The following is a 17,612-nucleotide window of genomic DNA, read 5'->3' on the forward strand; positions in this document are numbered from 1 at the left end:
GTCTAACTGACAGCCCTCAAGCCTTGGGCTTGGCCTTCTTCGGCTTCAAATACTTGGTCAGCCCCTGGAACCAGATCACCAGCGCCGGGTTGCCCTTGATCTGAATCGACTTGTCCTGAATCCCCGTCATGAACGCCAGTTGCTTGTTCTTCGCCTGCATCGTGGCAAAGCCGTACGCGGCGTCTTTAAAGGCAATCGCAAACGCAGGCTCGGCATGCACACCCGATTGGCTGGTGATGCGCTGGTCCTTCACGCGGAAATGCCGCGCCACTTTCCCGTCCAGGGTCTGCAACTGAAACACCAGGTCCTTGTCACCCAACTGCTGCTGAAACGCCGGATTGGTCCGGCTGGCCTTACCCATCAACAAACCCAGCATCCACAGCAGAAAACGAAATTTCATGCGCAAGCCTCAAAAGAAAAATAAACGGCGAGGGCAGTGTAACGGCTAAAAAATAGAACGCCACCATCCGCTTTATTTTCGAGAAGATGCTGCCATTTTTGACGCCGATGACTACCAAGTCACTGACGAAGCTTCTACAAAAGAACCCCGGCAAAATCACTCGCCATAACATTCGCCGACGCCCCTTCCAGGTTAATGAGCCGTGCGCGGAAACGCTGTCGCGTCCCTGCGCACGGCTTATGTCAGGTCACTTCATTCAATAGGCAAACGACCGGTTGGCCGTTACGCGGTCACCGTGTAGCGATAACTCACATTGGTCAGCCGGCCATGAATAGCCAGCATCACTTCGAATGTGCCAGAGGTGCTGGCTGGCAAATGCACATAACGGTGGTTTTTATCCAGAGACGCACCTGGACTGCCCACGATTTCGACACCGTCTTTTTCATACAGGACGTCACCCGGTGTCAGGGCCTGTACAAATATTTCAGGCAGCCTGATGGGCAACAAACTGTTTTGCGCCACATTGCCCAATTCAAAAATGCCCAAGGCTTGATTGCGGGCATTGATGGAGGTGGTCGGAGGCATTTCATTCAAGACAGTCAGGTCTTCAAACCCGTTGCTCTGAACCAACAGGTGTTTGAGGGCGGTCAGCCTGGCAAAGGAATCCGGGAGTTTTCCGCACAGGTTATTGTTATTGCCCACGTCGAAGCGTTCCAGTTTTGTCAGGTTGCCGATCGACTCCGGAATACCGCCCCTCATAATGCCCAGAGGCAATTGAGAACTCAGGTTCAGGCTGATCAGGCTTTCAAGATTTCCGATCCAGTCTGGAATTGATTTGAGTTTGCAGTTGATGAAGTACGCCGACGTCAACTTTGCCAACATCCCGAAGTCTTCAGGCAGACGAGTGACAAATTGGCGCTCTAGCATCACGTCCTGCAAGTTGCGCAGATGCCCAATGCCTCGCAAGTTGGTGATTTTTAACGGCGACCCGCTCAGCACTCTCAATACCGTCACTTTATCCAGCATGTCCTGCGTCACCGTGTCTTCGATAGTCACCGGCGTGCCCGTGGCGTCTGAAATATGCTCGGCCGCCACTTGAGCAAATGAAATGTCGTCAAAGAGAGTCTTGATCGGCGCCGGGATTGTCACGGGAGTAAAAGCCTTTGCAGTTACTGTGTTCGAGGTCATGTCGGTCACCTTGCCAGTGTTTAAGGAGACTCTTTTATAAATCATCGGACGCCCCCTTTTAACTGTCACAACTGACAGTTGGTAAGACCCATTTAGAATAATCCGGAGCCGGGTGGCGGAGGGAACGGTATGCGGCGCACCGTAAAATGCACTAGAAAAACTTGGGGTCGCCTCAGAAAACGGAATTTAAATCACGCTAAGCCATTGGCACGGGCTGACGCTCTCGAAAACGATCATTTTCGAGACGCCATCGTGAGAAAGAACGCCGCGACCATTTGAGCGAACCGGAAATGGTGACCATGATCGCCAAGCAACAATGCAGAATCAGTTGACTCACAAGGCAGAAAACCCAACCAGATCAGTTCCAGCAAAATCGGGGTTTTCGTTGGGCAATCAGGTAATGAATAACGCACATCAAATCGGTGATGCGCTTGACGACGCGATTGATAAAAAACACTCTCGCCACCCACAAAAAATGGGCACCCAACCAAGTTGGCATGCCCATTTTTTATTCCACTCCCCCGCTGCGCGGGAGGTGAACACGGATTACGGATTAACGCTGTCTTTCAACGATTTGCCTGGCTTGAACGCAACGGTGTTGCTGGCCTTGATTTTGACGGGTTCACCGGTTTGCGGGTTTTTGCCGGTGCGGGCACCGCGATGGCGTTGCAGGAAGGTGCCGAAGCCCACCAGCGTCACGCTGTCTTTGCGGTGCAGGGCACCGGTGATTTCTTCAAGAACGGCGTTGAGAACGCGGTTGGCTTGTTCTTTGGTGAGGTCTGCTTTTTCAGCGATGGCTGCAGCGAGGTCTGGTTTACGCATGTGAGTGAAGCCCCTTTGACGGTTTGTTGTTGTTATGTCCGTGCTGCTCTCTGCGGAGCAGCGCCAAAAGCGCCGCAGGTGCTCTACTCTGCGGCAGACGGGAGTGAGGATGGCACGCAGTGAGACCCCGCGCCAGTATCGGCGCGGCCATTGTTAGGGCAAAAGGGGGGGGATTCCGACAGAACGACCGGTATTTACGCCAACAGAGCCGGAAGCTCTTTGTTCAGGGCCAGTTTTTCCATCACGGCGGCACCGGTGAGGGCGTAACCGAGCAGCTTGCCCGCGGCATCGCGGCATAACACCTTGATGTCGGCGCCCTGCCCTTCGACGGTCCAAATGCCCTCTGCGCCCCGTGGCGGCGGGGACACCACCAACGGGCAGACCGGAGTTTTGACGGTGATTGGCATCGGGCCATAGGTGACGGCGGTCGGGTTGCCGACCAGGGTTTGCGCCAGCGCCCTCGCACAGCTCATCAGGGGCATGACGTACAGCAGATTCAGCCCATCGACCTCGGCACAGTCGCCCAGGGCGTAGATGTTGGCGTGGGAGGTTTTCAGGTGCCGGTCGACCATGACGCCACGGTTGACCTGCAAACCGGCTGCTGCCGCGAGGTCGACGCGCGGGCGCAGGCCTATGGCGGAGACCACCACGTCGCACAAGATCACCTGGCCATCGGACAGGTGCGCTTCCAGACCGCCAGCCACGCGTTGCAGGCGGTTGAGCACCGGGCCGAGGTGGAAGCGCGCGCCGAGGCTTTCGAGGCCAGCCTGCACCGCAGCGGCGGCCGCCGGGTGCAGCAGGGTCGGCATGACTTGTTCGCACGGCGCAACCAGTTGCACTTCGTAGCCGCCCAGGGTCAGGTCGTTGGCGAACTCGCAGCCGATCAGGCCCGCGCCGAGCAGCAGCACGCGGCGCTTGCCAGCCGCCGCCGCACGGAAGTGTGCGTAGTCTTCCAGATCGTTGATCGGGAATACGCAATCCGCCGCGTCGCCTTCAATGGGCACGCGCACGGTTTCGGCGCCCCAGGCCAGGATCAGGTCGCGGTAGATTACCGCTTCTTCACCGATCCACAGGCGCTTGTGGCCCGGGTCGATGCCGCTGATGCGCGTGTGGGTGCGTATTTCGGCCTTGAGCTGCTCGGCCATGGCGCCGGGTTCGGCCATGCTCAGGCCGTCGGCATCCTTGTTTTTGCCGAAGCCGGTGGAGAGCATCGGCTTGGAGTAGGAGCGCCCGTCATCGGCGGTAATCAGCAGCAGCGGGGTTTCGCTATCGAGTTTGCGAAACTCGCGGGCCACGTTGTAGCCCGCCAGGCCGGTGCCAATGATTACGACAGGTGCGTTCATTCCTTACTCCTCAATTATTCAGGCAGCGATTTCGATCATTTCAAAATCCATTTTGCCCACACCGCAGTCCGGGCACAGCCAGTCTGCCGGAACGTCTTCCCATCGGGTGCCCGGCGCAATGCCGTCATCCGGCCAACCGTCGGCTTCGTTGTAGATCAGGCCGCAGACGATACATTGCCACTTTTTCATCAGGTACTTCCTCAGGGTTCAGGCGTTTTGCCGGCCGGACGGTCGATGGTTGTAGCACTGCCGTCCAACTCAGCGCGTTTTGTACTGATCGGGGCCGTCGGATGCAAGCCTGTTCGGCGCAACGGCAGGCCATTTCAATCGATATCGGCGGCTGACATGTTAAGCTCGCCGCCTCATTTGCTGCCAATAATGACTCATTGTGCATCACACAGAATCCCCCTCTCCAGCTCCCCTCTGGCTCTCGCGCAGCGAACTGGCGCCCCTCCCCGATGCCTCCACCCTCGACTGGCTGTTCGACGAAGGCTCGCTGACCAGGCGTCTGATTCATCTGTCGAATGATGCCTTCAGCGTCTCGCCGATGTTCGAAGGCTGGCAACCCCTGCGCGCCGACGAGTGCGCAGCACTGGACCTGGCCAATGGCAGTGAGGGCTGGGTGCGCGAGGTGTATTTGCGCGGTCATGGCCAGGCGTGGGTGTTTGCGCGCAGCGTGGCCTCACGCAGTGCATTGCAAGGCGACGGCTTGCACATGGACGAACTGGGCAGCCGCTCGCTGGGCGAATTGCTGTTTTGCGATCAGGCCTTCCAGCGCCGGGCCATCGAGGTTTGCCATTATCCGCAAGCGTGGCTGCCCGCCGAGGTGCAATCGCCTGAGCTGTGGGGCCGCCGTTCGCGCTTCGACCGCGGTGCCTTGAGCGTTTTGGTGGCCGAAATATTCCTGCCTTCCCTGTGGGACGCCACCTGCGTCCAATCGGAGAACCTTTGATGTACCAAAGCCTGCTCAAGTCCTTGAACCGTTTGAACCCTCGGGCCTGGGATTTCATTCAACTGACCCGCATGGACAAGCCGATCGGCATTTACCTGCTGCTGTGGCCAACGCTGTGGGCGCTGTGGATTGCCGGCAATGGTTCGCCGTCCCTGGCCAATATCGTGATTTTCGTCCTCGGTGTGGTGCTGACCCGCGCCGGCGGCTGCGTGATCAACGACTGGGCGGACCGCAAGGTCGATGGTCATGTGAAGCGAACCGAGCAGCGGCCGCTGGTGAGCGGCAAGATCAGCTCCAAAGAGGCGCTGGTGTTCTTTGCATTGCTGATGGGCGTGAGTTTCCTGCTGGTGCTATGCACCAATGCCGCGACCATTTGGCTGTCGTTGGGCGGCCTGGCGCTGGCGTTCAGTTACCCGTTCATGAAGCGCTACACCTATTACCCGCAAGTGGTGCTGGGCGCCGCATTTTCATGGGGGATGCCGATGGCGTTCACCGCAGAAACCGGTGAATTGCCGGCTGTCGCGTGGCTGCTGTGGATCGCCAACCTGATGTGGACCGTGGGTTACGACACGTATTACGCGATGACTGACCGCGATGACGACCTGAAGATCGGCGTGAAGTCCACGGCAATCCTGTTCGGCGACGCGGACCGGGCGATCATCCTGGCCCTGCAAGGGCTGGCGCTGGGTTGCCTGTTGTTGGCGGGGTCGAAGTTCGAGCTCGGTGGCTGGTTCCACCTTGGGTTACTGGCGGCGGCGGGCTGCTTTGCGTGGGAGTTCTGGTACACCCGCGACAAGGACCGCATGCGCTGCTTCAAGGCGTTTTTGCACAATCACTGGGCGGGTTTGGCGATTTTCGTCGGGATTGTGCTGGATTACGCGCTACGTTGACGCGTCAAAAAGATCGCCGCCTTCAGCAGCTCCTGCAGAGCAACGTAGGCAGCGATCTGGTGCGGCAGTCTACAACCGTTACATATGCTCGTGAACGACGTGCCAGACGTCTTTCTTCTTATCGCCCTTCATTTCTCCGGGTGCCTTGTCGTCCTTGTAGTAGTACAGCGGCTTGCCGCCGTAGGACCATTGCATTGTGCCATCATCACGCTTGACGGCTGTCCACTTACCCTCAGCCTTGGCACCCGCCGGCGCCATCATTGGCGGCCAGTATTCGGCGCACTCACCGCTGCACATCGACTTGCCATCCTTGTCCTTGTCGTACGTGTACACAGTCATGCCCTTGTGATCGACCATCATGCCGTCTTTCATCATCGCCGGGTCGGCGGCAAAGGCCAGTGTCGGCAGCGTTAACGCAGCAGTGACCAGCAAAGCCTTCCAGGATTGAGCAATGTAGTTCATGGAAACCTTCCTTTTGTGGTTGTCAGGATTCGGAATTAGAGCTTAGTCCAGGTTCGCTACAATCGCAGGGCAACTAAAATACTGTCACACGACTGCAATAATTCCGTTATCTAATGCGGCGCAAGACAGTTAAATGACAAGAGGATTAAGGGCATGGTTGGCAGGAGCATTCTGATCGTCGACGACGAAGCGCCTATTCGCGAAATGATCGCCGTTGCGTTGGAAATGGCCGGCTATGACTGCCTGGAGGCTGAAAACTCCCAGCAGGCCCACGCCATTATCGTCGACCGCAAACCGGACCTGATCCTGCTCGACTGGATGCTGCCCGGCACGTCCGGCATCGAACTGGCCCGTCGTCTCAAGCGTGATGAACTGACCGGGGACATCCCGATCATCATGCTCACCGCCAAGGGTGAAGAGGACAACAAGATCCAGGGCCTGGAAGTCGGCGCTGACGACTACATCACCAAACCGTTTTCCCCCCGTGAGCTGGTAGCGCGCCTGAAGGCCGTGCTGCGTCGCGCGGGCCCGACCGATGGCGAAGCACCGATCGAAGTCGGCGGCCTGCTGCTGGACCCGATCAGCCACCGCGTGACCATCGACGGCCGTCCTGCCGAGATGGGCCCGACCGAATACCGCCTGCTGCAATTCTTCATGACCCACCAGGAGCGCGCCTACACTCGTGGCCAGTTGCTGGATCAGGTCTGGGGCGGCAACGTCTACGTCGAAGAGCGTACGGTTGACGTGCACATTCGCCGCCTGCGCAAAGCCCTCGGCGATGCTTACGAAAATCTGGTACAAACCGTGCGCGGCACTGGCTATCGGTTCTCAACCAAGGCCTGATGATCGCAGCGGTTCCACTTTCAAGGACGTATTTTTTTCGTGAACCAAAACTGGCATGGCACCCTGATTCGCCACATGCTGCTGCTGGTCACCGCCTGCCTGGTGATCGGCCTGATCACCGGCTATTACGGCTGGAGCCTCGCCGCAGGCCTGGGTCTTTACCTGGCCTGGACCCTCAAGCAATTGCTGCGTCTGCACGAGTGGCTGCGCCTGCACAAACCCGATGAAGCGCCACCCGACGGCTACGGCCTGTGGGGCGAGGTGTTCGACAGCATTTACCACCTGCAACGCCGCGACCAACGGGTACGCGGGCGCCTGCAAGCGGTGATCGACCGGGTTCAGGAGTCCACCGCCGCACTCAAGGATGCGGTGATCATGCTCGACACCGACGGCAATCTGGAGTGGTGGAACCGCGCCGCTGAAACCCTGCTGGGCCTCAAGACGCCACAAGACAGCGGCCAACCGGTGACCAACCTGGTGCGCCATCCGCGCTTCAAGGAATACTTCGAGCAAGACAGCTACGCCGAGCCGCTGGAAATCCCCTCGCCAACCAACGACCGCGTGCGCATCCAGCTGTACATCACCCGTTACGGCAACAACGAACACTTGATGCTGGTGCGCGATGTGACGCGCATCCATCAGCTTGAGCAAATGCGCAAAGACTTCATCGCCAACGTTTCCCATGAACTGCGCACACCGTTGACGGTGATCTGCGGCTACCTGGAAACCTTGCTCGACAACGTCGACGAGGTGAACCCGCGCTGGGGCCGTGCCTTGCAGCAGATGCAGCAACAAGGCGGACGCATGCAGACCCTGCTCAACGACCTGTTGTTGCTGGCCAAGCTGGAAGCCACCGATTATCCGTCGGACAACCAGCCGGTGCCGATCGACGGCTTGCTGCAATCGATCAAGAGCGACGCGCAGCAGTTGTCAGGCCAGAAAAACCAGAAAATCACCCTGGAAGCCGACCCGACAATCCTGCTCAAGGGCAGCGAAGCGGAGTTGCGCAGCGCGTTTTCCAACCTGGTGTTCAACGCGGTGAAATACACCCCGGCCGAAGGCAATATCCGCATTCGCTGGTGGGGCGATGACCAGGGGGCGCACCTGAGCGTGCAGGATTCCGGGATCGGCATCGATGCCAAACACCTGCCGCGCCTGACCGAACGCTTCTATCGCGTCGACTCCAGCCGCAACTCCAACACCGGCGGCACTGGCCTGGGGCTGGCGATCGTCAAACACGTTTTGTTACGTCATCGGGCACGGATGGAAATCAGCAGCGTACCGGGCCACGGCAGCACCTTTACCTGCCACTTTGCCCCGGCCCAGGTCACCAAATCACGGGTTATCAGCACCGCCGATTGATACCGGCCAGCACGAGCCACTAGGCAATCGCCAAGTCAGCCGCTACATTGGCTGACTTGCGCCTGCTTTTCAGGCGCAGTTTTTTCTTTCCTTCTCGAATTCACGGAACCCGCAAAACTCCATCATGGACCCTTCCCCTGGCTTGACCCTCGCTACAATTTTCGCCGACTTCGGCATGATTCTTTTTGCTCTGATCCTGGTTTTGCTCAACGGATTTTTCGTTGCGGCGGAATTTGCCATGGTCAAGTTGCGCTCGACCCGGGTCGAGGCCATCGCTGATAAACACGGCTGGCGCGGGCACATCCTGCGCACCGTACACAGCAAGCTCGACGCATACCTGTCCGCCTGCCAACTGGGTATCACCCTCGCCTCCCTGGGCCTTGGCTGGGTTGGTGAGCCGGCGTTCGCACTCATTCTCGAACCGCTGCTCAGCGCGGTGGGCGTCCAATCGGACGAAGTGGTCAAAGGCATATCGTTCTTCACCGCCTTTTTCATCATTTCGTACCTGCACATCGTGGTCGGCGAACTGGCCCCGAAATCCTGGGCGATCCGCAAACCCGAATTGCTGTCGCTGTGGACCGCCGTGCCGCTGTACCTGTTCTATTGGGCCATGTACCCGGCCATCTACCTGCTCAACGCCAGCGCCAACACCATCCTGCGCATTGCGGGGCAAGGTGAGCCCGGCCCGCATCACGAGCATCACTACAGCCGTGAAGAACTTAAACTGATCCTGCACTCCAGCCGTGGCCAGGACCCGAGCGACCAAGGCATGCGTGTCTTGGCCTCGGCGGTGGAAATGGGCGAACTGGAAGTAGTCGACTGGGCCAACTCTCGCGAAGACCTGGTGACCCTGGAGTTCAACGCGCCGCTCAAGCAGATCCTGGCGATGTTCCGTCGCCACAAGTTCAGCCGCTACCCGGTGTACGACAGCGAACGTCAGGAGTTCGTCGGCCTGCTGCACATCAAGGATCTGCTGCTGGAGCTGGCGGCGCTGGACCACATTCCCGAGTCGTTCAACCTGGCCGAACTGACCCGCCCACTGGAGCGCGTGTCGCGGCACATGCCGCTGTCGCAGTTGCTGGAGCAGTTCCGCAAGGGCGGCTCGCACTTCGCCGTGGTCGAGGAGGCCGACGGCAACATCATCGGCTACCTGACCATGGAAGACGTGCTGGAAGTGCTGGTGGGCGATATCCAGGACGAACACCGCAAGGCCGAACGCGGGATCCTCGCGTATCAGCCGGGCAAACTGCTGGTGCGGGGCGATACGCCGCTGTTCAAGGTTGAACGACTGCTGGGCATCGACCTCGACCACGTCGAAGCCGAAACCCTTGCCGGGCTGGTCTATGAAAGCCTCAAGCGGGTTCCGGAAGAGGAAGAAGTGCTGGAAGTCGAAGGCCTGCGGATCATCATCAAGAAGATGAAAGGGCCGAAGATTGTCCTGGCCAAGGTGTTGATGCTGGATTAACTGGCTTGCCCGCGATGGCGTCAGACCAGACAACGCATCACTGCTTGCCCAACGCAAAGTTGGGCAGCGCGCTGACCGGCTGGTTGAACTGGTACGGAATCGATACCAGCCCCAGCCCGGTATTGCGCTGCACCACGAAGTGCAAATGCGGCCCGGTGCTGTTGCCGGTGTTGCCGGACAACGCCAACGCACTCCCTACCGTTACCCGCTGACCTTCCCGCACGCAGACCGAACCTTTCTTCAGGTGCAGGTACACGCCCATGGTTCCGTCATCGTGCAGCACCCGCACGAAATTGCCGGATGCGTCGGTGCCGCGCCCGCTCTGTCTGTTCTCGGTTTTCACCACCACCCCGCCTCGCGCGGCAATGATCGGCGTGCCCTCAGGCATCGCGATGTCTATGGCGTATCGGCTCTTGGGCCCGAAGTGGCTGTAGGGGCCATTGGCACCCTGGCTTATCCGAAACGGTCCGCCACGCCAGGGCAACGGGTACCGATAGCCCACCGTGGGCCCTGAGGGGTCGCCCAGGGAGTATTGGAACTTCGGGACGTACGCGAGGGGCCTCCCACCTTTAGTCGCCGTGAGCTGTGCCAGGCGAACGCTGCTGCGTAGCGGTATCACGCGCCGAATCGTCCCGCCCGGCACACCGCTGGCGTTCTTCACCCCGGCAAAACTCAATTCGACTTCTACCGGCGCATACAGGTCATTGCGCACGTACACGCTGTGCACGCCGTTCTTCTTCATGATGATGAGGCGCACCTGACGCTCAAGGTGCTCGACCATGCCATCGCGAAAAACGAATACATGGGCGCCTTTGCTGGGGCGGTCGCTGTAGGAAACCACGCCATAGACGTCTTTGGATTTGTAGATGGTCATGGCCATGGTCGAGGTGGCAACCATGAACAGGCCACATAAAAGCAGCAGGCGCGTGAACATGAGCAAGGATTCTGTCGAGTGAGATCTGGGATTGAGCCTAGCAGCTGCAATGGACCCGGGTAGTCGGCAGATGTTTCAGAAAGGGTGTTCAGCAGATGTGCGGTTGCACTGATGGCCCCTTCGCGAGCAAGCCCGCTCCCACAGGTCGGAGTGAACCTGTGGGAGCGGGCTTGCCCGCGAAGACGGACTGACAGGCGACGCTACATCATGCGCCAGGAATGAAATGCTTCTGCGCCGTACCCCGCGCAATCAGGCGGGAAATGTAATCGAGCTTCTGCGCGTCCTGATCGACAAAGCGGAAGGTCAGTTGCAGCCAGTCGCTGTCAGGTTTCGGTTCGTGGGCCACGACGGCGTGCAGATAGCCGTTGAGGCGGGCGACTTCGGCGTTGTCGCCCTGCTCCAGGTCCAGCACGGCGCTGTCGAGGATCTGCGGCAGGGCCTCAGTGCGCTTGACCACCAACAGGGCTTCCTTGAGGCTCAAGGCCTTGATCACGCATTGCGCGATGCCGTTCGGCAAACGCAGTTGACCCTGTCCACGGCCACTGGCGGGTGCCGAAGAGGCCGCAGGCGCCTTGACCGGCGGGTTGTTGAGCAAGCCTTTGGACGGTGCAGGTATAGCCGTTGGCGTGGCGACGGGCGCCTTGCCACCGGTCAAGGCAGCGAGGGAGTCGTTAGCGAAGGCAGGGCTGGTTTTGGTCGCGGCTACGTTGGTCAAGGCGTCGAGTTTGCCGACCTTGTGCAGCGCCTGCTTGACCTTGGTGATCAACTGCTCGTTGGTGAACGGCTTGCTGACGTAACCGGAAACTCCGGCCTGGATCGCCTGGACGACGTTCTCCTTGTCGCCACGGCTGGTCACCATCACGAAGGGCATGGCTTTGAGGTTGTCTTGCTCACGGCACCAGGTCAGCAGTTCCAGCCCGGACATTTCCGGCATTTCCCAGTCGCACAGGACCAGATCGAAGGCTTCCTTGGCCAGCATGGCCTGGGCCTTTCTGCCGTTGATCGCGTCTTCGATCCGCATGCCCGGGAAATAATTGCGCAGGCACTTTTTCACCAAGTCACGAATGAACGACGCGTCGTCCACGACCAACACACTGACCTTACTCATCCACCACCCCTTTAAAAAATCCCGGCCAGCATACCGCCTTGCTGATGGCACATTGCCAAAAACCTTCAGTCACGCCGGACTTTTCGTTCGCGGGTGCTGCTTTTCGAATTCGTAAGCCGCAAACAAAAACGCCCGGCCAAAAGGCCGGGCGCTTTACTTGGGCAACCTTACTTATCGTCAGTTTTGCCCGGAACATTAGCGCTTTCGCCACTGGTTCCTTCAACTTCTTCCTTCATGCGCTTGAGCCCCAGGTGCCGCACGTCGGTGCCGCGTACCAGGTAGATCACCAGCTCCGAGATATTGCGCGCGTGGTCGCCGATACGTTCCAGCGAACGCAGCACCCAGATAATGCTCAGAACCCGCGAAATGGAACGCGGATCTTCCATCATGTAGGTGGCCAGTTCACGCAGGGCGGTCTTGTATTCGCGGTCGATGATCTTGTCGTACTGCGCCACCGACAAAGCCAGTTCGGCGTCGAAACGGGCGAAGGCGTCCAGTGCATCGCGGACCATGTTGCGCACCTGGTCACCGATGTGGCGCACTTCGACGTAACCGCGCGGCGCTTCGCCTTCTTCGCAAAGTTGGATGGCACGACGGGCGATCTTGGTCGCTTCGTCACCGATGCGCTCCAGGTCGATCACCGACTTGGAAATGCTGATGATCAGTCGCAGGTCGGACGCTGCCGGCTGACGACGGGCCAGAATGCGCAGGCATTCCTCGTCGATGTTGCGTTCCATCTGGTTGATCTGGTCATCAATCTCGCGCACCTGCTGGGCCAGGCCGGAGTCGGCCTCGATCAGCGCGGTCACCGCGTCGTTGACCTGTTTCTCGACCAGCCCGCCCATGGCCAGGAGGTGGCTGCGCACTTCCTCCAGTTCGGCGTTGAACTGCTGGGAGATGTGGTGTGTAAGGCCTTCCTTAGAAATCATGTTGTCTGCTCCGCAAAAGCTGTGAGCTGCAAGCTACAAGCTGCAAGCTGATGTGTGTCGTACCCGAACCGCTCTGACTTGCCGCTTGAAGCTTGCGGCTCGTGGCTGCTGCTAGCCATAACGACCGGTGATGTAGTCTTCGGTCTGCTTCTTCGCCGGATTGGTGAACAGGGTATCGGTGTCGCCGAACTCAACCAGCTTGCCCATGTACATGAACGCGGTGTAATCGGACACCCGCGCCGCCTGTTGCATGTTGTGGGTCACGATCACGATGGTGAACTTGGATTTCAGTTCGTAGATCAGCTCTTCGACTTTCAGCGTAGAGATCGGGTCGAGTGCCGAGCACGGTTCATCGAGCAGTAGCACTTCCGGTTCAACGGCGATGGTACGGGCGATCACCAGACGCTGCTGCTGACCACCGGACAGGCCCAGTGCCGACTCGTGCAGACGGTCCTTGACCTCGTCCCACAATGCCGCGCCTTTCAACGCCCACTCAACGGCTTCGTCGAGGACGCGTTTCTTGTTGATGCCCTGGATGCGCAGGCCGTAGACCACGTTTTCGTAGATGGTCTTCGGGAACGGGTTGGGCTTCTGGAACACCATGCCGACGCGGCGACGCAGCTCGGCCACGTCTTCGCCCTTGCGGTAGATGTTGTTGCCGTACAGGTTGATCTCGCCTTCAACGCGGCAGCCGTCAACCAGGTCGTTCATGCGGTTGAAGGTACGCAGCAGCGTCGACTTGCCACAGCCGGACGGGCCGATGAAGGCGGTCACGCGCTGTTTCGGGATGTTCATGCTGACGTCGTACAGCGCTTGTTTTTCGCCGTAGAACAGGCTCAGGCCCGGCACTTCGATGGCTACGGTTTCCTGCTCGAGGTTCAGGCTCTGTTTGTCGCGACCCAGGGCCGACATGTTGATGCCGTGGGTATGTGCTTCGTGCTGCATGGGAGGCTCCCTGTGCTAACAAATTCGGTTCGGTTTTTGTGGGAGCGAGCCTGCTCGCGAAGGGGCCATCACTGGCGCCAAAAGCTTCGCGAGCAGGCTCGCTCCCACATAAGAAATCAGCTATCCAACGCCTTGTACTTCTCGCGCAGGTGGTTACGGATGTACACCGCCGACAGGTTCAACGTGGCGATCACCAGCACCAGCAGCAGCGCCGTGGCGTACACCAGCGGTCGTGCGGCTTCGACGTTCGGGCTCTGGAAGCCGACGTCGTAGATGTGGAAGCCCAGGTGCATGATCTTCTGGTCCAGGTGCAGGTACGGGTAGTTACCGTCCACCGGCAGCGACGGCGCCAGCTTCACCACACCCACCAGCATCAGCGGCGCCACTTCACCCGCGGCGCGCGCCACGGCGAGGATCATGCCGGTCATCATCGCCGGGCTGGCCATCGGCAGCACGATCTTCCACAAGGTTTCAGCCTTGGTCGCGCCGAGGGCCAACGAGCCTTCGCGCACGGTGCGAGGAATCCGCGCCAGACCTTCTTCGGTGGCCACGATCACCACCGGCACCGCCAGCAGCGCCAGGGTCAACGAAGCCCAGAGCAGACCCGGTGTGCCGAAAGTCGGCGCCGGCAGTGCTTCAGGGAAGAACAGACGGTCAAGCGAGCCACCCAGCACGTAGACGAAGAAGCCCAGGCCGAACACGCCGTAAACGATGGCCGGAACACCTGCCAGGTTGTTCACCGCGATGCGGATCACCCGGGTCAGCGCGTTCTGCTTGGCGTATTCACGCAGGTACACCGCCGCCAGCACGCCGAACGGGGTCACGATCATCGCCATGATCAGGGTCATCATCACGGTGCCGAAGATGGCCGGGAAGATCCCGCCTTCGGTGTTCGCTTCACGCGGGTCGTCGCTCAGGAACTCCCAGACCTTGCTGAAGTAGAAACCGATCTTGGTGGTCGTGCTCATGGCGTTCGGCTGATAGGCGTGTACCACTTTGCCGATGCCGATTTCGATTTCCTTACCGTTCGCATCGCGGGCGGTCAGGCTGTCGCGGTTGAACTGCGCATGCAGATCGCTCAGGCGCGCTTCAACATCCTGATAGCGAGCATTGAGTTCGGCGCGCTCCGACTCCATGTCTGCTTGTGCAGTGGCGTCGAGTTTGCCATCCAGTTCAAGCTTGCGACCGTGCAAACGGATGCGCTCGAGACCGGCGTTGATCGCGCCGATGTCGGTTTTTTCCAGGTTCTTGAGCTGTGCAGCCAGCTTGTTCACACGGTCGACACGGGCCTGCAACTCAGGCCATGCGGCCTCGCCTTCAGCAATGACTTTGCCATCCTGTTTGACGTTGACCAGGTAACCGTAGAAGTTGCCCCACTCGCGACGCTCGATGGCCATCAGCTCCGGCGGCGTCGTCTGGTTGGTCAGCCACTCGCCGACGATCCAGGTGAAGTCGTTGCCGTTCAGGTCACGGTTGCCGACCTTGATCAGCTCGCGGGTCATGAACTCAGGGCCTTCGTCAGGTACCGGCAGGCCGGCGCTCTTCAGACGGGCACGGGGGACTTCTTCCTTCTGCACCACTTCGCCGATGACCAGGTGCTGGCCCTGGCCCGGCACGTCGTAGCTGGCGTGGATCAGATCCGCCGGCCAGAAGTGACCCAGGCCGCGCACGGCAATCACTGCCAGCAGGCCAATGGTCATGATGACCGCGATGGACACCGCGCCACCGCTGATCCAGACGCCGGGGGCGCCGCTCTTGAACCATCCTTTCAGGGAGTTCTGTTTCACAGACTTCTACCTTTCTTAAAGCGACGAGTATTTCTTGCGCAGACGCTGACGGATCAGTTCTGCGAGGGTGTTCATGACGAAGGTGAACAACAGCAGCACCAGCGCCGAGAGGAACAGCACGCGGTAGTGGCTGCCGCCGACTTCCGATTCGGGCATTTCCACTGCAACGTTGGCTGCCAGGGTGCGCAAGCCTTCGAACAGGTTCATTTCCATGACCGGGGTGTTACCGGTGGCCATCAACACGATCATGGTTTCACCGACCGCACGCCCCATGCCGATCATCAGCGCTGAGAAGATGCCCGGGCTCGCGGTGAGGATCACCACGCGGGTCATGGTCTGCCACGGCGTGGCACCGAGGGCCAGGGAGCCCAGGGTCAGGCCGCGAGGCACGCTGAACACGGCGTCTTCGGCGATGGAGTAGATGTTCGGGATGACCGCGAAGCCCATGGCCAGGCCGACCACCAGGGCGTTGCGCTGGTCGTAGGTGATGCCCAGGTCGTGGGAGATCCACATGCGCATGTCGCCACCGAAGAACCAGTTCTCCATGAACGGGCTCATGTACAGCGACAGCCAGCCCACAAACAGGATCACCGGAATCAGCAGCGCACTTTCCCAGCCATCCGGGACTTTCAGGCGGATCGACTCAGGCAGGCGACTGAAGGTGAAACCGGCGACCAGGATGCCGATCGGCAGCAGCATCAGCAGGCTGAAGATGCCTGGCAAATGCCCTTCCACATACGGTGCGAGGAACAGACCGGCGAAGAAGCCGAGGATCACCGTCGGCATCGCTTCCATCAACTCGATCACCGGCTTGACCTTGCGGCGCATGCCCGGAGCCATGAAGTACGCGGTGTAGATCGCAGCGGCAACGGCCAGTGGAGCGGCCAGCAGCATGGCGTAGAACGCGGCTTTCAGGGTACCGAAGGTCAGCGGCGACAGGCTCAGCTTGGGTTCGAAGTCGGTGTTGGCGGCGGTCGATTGCCAGACGTATTTAGGCTCGTCGTAGTTCTCGTACCAGACCTTGCTCCACAGCGCGCTCCACGAGACTTCCGGGTGCGGGTTGTCGAGCAGCAGCGGGTGCAACTTGCCGCCGGCTTCCACGATCACGCGGTTGGCGCGAGGCGACAGACCGAAAACGCCCTGGCCTTCAGCGACCGGCTCCACCAGCAAGGTGCGGTGGGCGGTGCTGTGGAACACGCCAAGCTTGCCGGAAGCATCGAGGGCAACGAAGCCCTTGCGGCGTTCTTCAGCAGTGATTTCGACGATAGGCGTGGTGCCCATCTGGAAGGTGCGGATCTGCTTCAGGCGTTGCTCGCCATCGGGGTCGCGCGCCATGAACCACTGGGCCAGGCCACCTTTGGAGTCACCGATGATCAGCGAGATGCCGCCCACCAGTTGGGTGCTGGCGGTGACTTGCGCTTCACCGTCATCAAGCAGTTTGTAGCGACCGTTGAGGCTCTTGTCGCGCAGGCTGAACACGTCGGCCTGGGCACGACCGTTGATCACGTACAGCCACTGCTGACGCGGGTCGACGAAGATGTTCTTCACCGGCTCGTTCATCTGCGGCAGGTCGATGCGTTTCTGCTCGTTGGTGACTTCGCCGGTCATCATGTTCTCTTCGCTGGTCAGCGACAGGACATTGAGTTGTGAACCGGTGGCGCCAACCAGCATCAGGGTCGAGTCGTTGGCGTTGAGGCTGACGTGCTCCAACGCACCGCCGGCTTCGTTGACCGCGATTGGCGCTTCGCCGTACGGGTACTCGATGGCCGGGGTGATGGTTTTCTTGCCTTCCGGGTAGCTGACTTTATAGGTGTGACGGAACACCAGTGCCTGACCATTGGACAAACCCACGGCCACCAGCGGGTGACCTGGCTGGTCTTCAGCGATGGAGGTCACGGTGGTACCGGCCGGGATCAACAAATCGACGCGCTTGAGTTCGGCGCCACTGTCGATGTCGAAGAACAAAGCCTGGCCCTTGTCGGAAACCCGCATCGCAACCTGGTTCTGCTCTTCCAGGGAGATCATCAGCGGCTTGCCGGCGTCTTGCATCCAGGCTGGCGTGATGGCGTCCTTGGCGCTCAGGCTGGCACCCTGGAACAGGGGCGCGACGACGTAGGCAAGGAAGAAGAAGATCAAGGTGATCGCGCCCAGCACAGCGAGGCCGCCAACGAGGACGTACCAG

17 protein-coding genes are annotated in these 17,612 nt (G+C 59.8%); 5 read left to right on the forward strand and 12 right to left on the reverse strand.

The window, feature by feature from the left end; translation table 11 throughout:
- Positions 1-16 precede the first annotated feature (16 nt).
- From AC3ITY_RS32085 to AC3ITY_RS32105, 5 genes are all read right to left on the reverse strand, one after another.
- Positions 17-400 (reverse strand): hypothetical protein, encoded by a 384-nt coding sequence (locus AC3ITY_RS32085; RefSeq protein ID WP_008018281.1) that lies wholly within the window; start codon positions 398-400, stop codon positions 17-19.
- A 282-nt stretch (positions 401-682) separates the two neighbouring features.
- A complete protein-coding gene (locus AC3ITY_RS32090) occupies positions 683-1,588 on the reverse strand; it encodes a leucine-rich repeat domain-containing protein (protein ID WP_489306865.1) in 906 nt (301 codons plus the stop codon).
- Positions 1,589-2,134: 546 nt separating this feature from the next.
- Complete coding sequence (locus tag AC3ITY_RS32095; protein ID WP_003195589.1) at positions 2,135-2,410, reverse strand: HU family DNA-binding protein; 276 nt, start codon at positions 2,408-2,410, stop codon at positions 2,135-2,137.
- 194 nt (positions 2,411-2,604) lie between these two features.
- Positions 2,605-3,753, reverse strand: a complete 1,149-nt coding sequence (locus tag AC3ITY_RS32100) for an NAD(P)/FAD-dependent oxidoreductase (RefSeq protein WP_489306866.1) — start codon at positions 3,751-3,753, stop codon at positions 2,605-2,607.
- An 18-nt stretch (positions 3,754-3,771) separates the two neighbouring features.
- Positions 3,772-3,942, reverse strand: coding sequence for a rubredoxin (locus AC3ITY_RS32105; RefSeq protein WP_007995385.1), 171 nt, complete (start codon positions 3,940-3,942; stop codon positions 3,772-3,774).
- A 199-nt stretch (positions 3,943-4,141) separates the two neighbouring features.
- Here AC3ITY_RS32105 and AC3ITY_RS32110 point away from each other — a divergent pair, with 199 nt between their 5' ends.
- Together AC3ITY_RS32110 and ubiA are read left to right on the forward strand one after the other, a co-directional pair.
- Positions 4,142-4,705 carry a chorismate--pyruvate lyase family protein gene (locus AC3ITY_RS32110; RefSeq protein ID WP_489306868.1) on the forward strand — a complete coding sequence of 188 codons (564 nt, stop codon included), beginning with the start codon at positions 4,142-4,144 and terminating at the stop codon, positions 4,703-4,705.
- Positions 4,705-5,595 carry a 4-hydroxybenzoate octaprenyltransferase gene (gene ubiA / locus AC3ITY_RS32115; RefSeq protein ID WP_489306870.1) on the forward strand — a complete coding sequence of 297 codons (891 nt, stop codon included), beginning with the start codon at positions 4,705-4,707 and terminating at the stop codon, positions 5,593-5,595. Before AC3ITY_RS32110 ends, ubiA begins: the two co-directional genes overlap by 1 nt.
- Positions 5,596-5,673: 78 nt before the next feature.
- Here the strand turns inward: ubiA and AC3ITY_RS32120 are convergent, their stop codons facing one another.
- Positions 5,674-6,057, reverse strand: a complete 384-nt coding sequence (locus AC3ITY_RS32120; RefSeq protein ID WP_223455288.1) for a COG4315 family predicted lipoprotein — start codon at positions 6,055-6,057, stop codon at positions 5,674-5,676.
- A 153-nt stretch (positions 6,058-6,210) separates the two neighbouring features.
- Here AC3ITY_RS32120 and phoB point away from each other — a divergent pair, with 153 nt between their 5' ends.
- The 3 genes from phoB to AC3ITY_RS32135 all read left to right on the forward strand — a co-directional run bounded on the left by phoB (position 6,211) and on the right by AC3ITY_RS32135 (position 9,727).
- A complete protein-coding gene (gene phoB / locus AC3ITY_RS32125) occupies positions 6,211-6,900 on the forward strand; it encodes a phosphate regulon transcriptional regulator PhoB (protein ID WP_003229608.1) in 690 nt (229 codons plus the stop codon).
- A 75-nt stretch (positions 6,901-6,975) separates the two neighbouring features.
- Positions 6,976-8,262 carry a phosphate regulon sensor histidine kinase PhoR gene (gene phoR / locus AC3ITY_RS32130; protein ID WP_259674430.1) on the forward strand — a complete coding sequence of 429 codons (1,287 nt, stop codon included), beginning with the start codon at positions 6,976-6,978 and terminating at the stop codon, positions 8,260-8,262.
- 124 nt (positions 8,263-8,386) lie between these two features.
- Positions 8,387-9,727 carry a hemolysin family protein gene (locus AC3ITY_RS32135; protein ID WP_046038913.1) on the forward strand — a complete coding sequence of 447 codons (1,341 nt, stop codon included), beginning with the start codon at positions 8,387-8,389 and terminating at the stop codon, positions 9,725-9,727.
- A gap of 37 nt (positions 9,728-9,764) precedes the next feature.
- Here AC3ITY_RS32135 and AC3ITY_RS32140 read toward each other — a convergent pair whose 3' ends face one another.
- The 6 genes from AC3ITY_RS32140 to AC3ITY_RS32165 form a co-directional block, all read right to left on the reverse strand.
- Entirely contained in the window at positions 9,765-10,661 is an 897-nt protein-coding gene (locus tag AC3ITY_RS32140; RefSeq protein WP_489306871.1) for a peptidoglycan DD-metalloendopeptidase family protein, read from the reverse strand.
- 205 nt (positions 10,662-10,866) lie between these two features.
- On the reverse strand, positions 10,867-11,769 hold the full coding sequence (locus AC3ITY_RS32145; protein WP_489306872.1) for a response regulator: 903 nt from the start codon (positions 11,767-11,769) through the stop codon (positions 10,867-10,869).
- A gap of 167 nt (positions 11,770-11,936) precedes the next feature.
- Positions 11,937-12,698, reverse strand: coding sequence for a phosphate signaling complex protein PhoU (phoU, locus tag AC3ITY_RS32150; RefSeq protein ID WP_046038908.1), 762 nt, complete (start codon positions 12,696-12,698; stop codon positions 11,937-11,939).
- Between the two features lie 111 nt (positions 12,699-12,809).
- Entirely contained in the window at positions 12,810-13,643 is an 834-nt protein-coding gene (gene pstB / locus AC3ITY_RS32155; RefSeq protein WP_007971742.1) for a phosphate ABC transporter ATP-binding protein PstB, read from the reverse strand.
- A gap of 116 nt (positions 13,644-13,759) precedes the next feature.
- On the reverse strand, positions 13,760-15,430 hold the full coding sequence (gene pstA, locus AC3ITY_RS32160) for a phosphate ABC transporter permease PstA (RefSeq protein ID WP_489306875.1): 1,671 nt from the start codon (positions 15,428-15,430) through the stop codon (positions 13,760-13,762).
- 15 nt (positions 15,431-15,445) lie between these two features.
- Entirely contained in the window at positions 15,446-17,479 is a 2,034-nt protein-coding gene (locus AC3ITY_RS32165; protein ID WP_489311053.1) for an ABC transporter permease subunit, read from the reverse strand.
- Between the last annotated feature and the right edge of the window lie 133 nt (positions 17,480-17,612).

This window comes from Pseudomonas sp. GL_091, from assembly GCF_057837725.1.

What these genes read in the sequence shown, in the direction of transcription:
- AC3ITY_RS32085 (WP_008018281.1), bottom strand. Translation starts at nt 400, where the DNA reads ATGAAATTTCGTTTTCTGCTGTGGATGCTGGGTTTGTTGATGGGTAAG.
- AC3ITY_RS32090 (WP_489306865.1), bottom strand. Translation starts at nt 1,588, where the DNA reads ATGACCTCGAACACAGTAACTGCAAAGGCTTTTACTCCCGTGACAATC.
- AC3ITY_RS32095 (WP_003195589.1), bottom strand. Translation starts at nt 2,410, where the DNA reads ATGCGTAAACCAGACCTCGCTGCAGCCATCGCTGAAAAAGCAGACCTC.
- AC3ITY_RS32100 (WP_489306866.1), bottom strand. Translation starts at nt 3,753, where the DNA reads ATGAACGCACCTGTCGTAATCATTGGCACCGGCCTGGCGGGCTACAAC.
- AC3ITY_RS32105 (WP_007995385.1), bottom strand. Translation starts at nt 3,942, where the DNA reads ATGAAAAAGTGGCAATGTATCGTCTGCGGCCTGATCTACAACGAAGCC.
- ubiA (WP_489306870.1), top strand. Translation starts at nt 4,705, where the DNA reads ATGTACCAAAGCCTGCTCAAGTCCTTGAACCGTTTGAACCCTCGGGCC.
- AC3ITY_RS32120 (WP_223455288.1), bottom strand. Translation starts at nt 6,057, where the DNA reads ATGAACTACATTGCTCAATCCTGGAAGGCTTTGCTGGTCACTGCTGCG.
- phoB (WP_003229608.1), top strand. Translation starts at nt 6,211, where the DNA reads ATGGTTGGCAGGAGCATTCTGATCGTCGACGACGAAGCGCCTATTCGC.
- phoR (WP_259674430.1), top strand. Translation starts at nt 6,976, where the DNA reads ATGCTGCTGCTGGTCACCGCCTGCCTGGTGATCGGCCTGATCACCGGC.
- AC3ITY_RS32135 (WP_046038913.1), top strand. Translation starts at nt 8,387, where the DNA reads ATGGACCCTTCCCCTGGCTTGACCCTCGCTACAATTTTCGCCGACTTC.
- AC3ITY_RS32140 (WP_489306871.1), bottom strand. Translation starts at nt 10,661, where the DNA reads ATGTTCACGCGCCTGCTGCTTTTATGTGGCCTGTTCATGGTTGCCACC.
- AC3ITY_RS32145 (WP_489306872.1), bottom strand. Translation starts at nt 11,769, where the DNA reads ATGAGTAAGGTCAGTGTGTTGGTCGTGGACGACGCGTCGTTCATTCGT.
- phoU (WP_046038908.1), bottom strand. Translation starts at nt 12,698, where the DNA reads ATGATTTCTAAGGAAGGCCTTACACACCACATCTCCCAGCAGTTCAAC.
- pstB (WP_007971742.1), bottom strand. Translation starts at nt 13,643, where the DNA reads ATGCAGCACGAAGCACATACCCACGGCATCAACATGTCGGCCCTGGGT.
- AC3ITY_RS32165 (WP_489311053.1), bottom strand. Translation starts at nt 17,479, where the DNA reads ATGCAAGACGCCGGCAAGCCGCTGATGATCTCCCTGGAAGAGCAGAAC.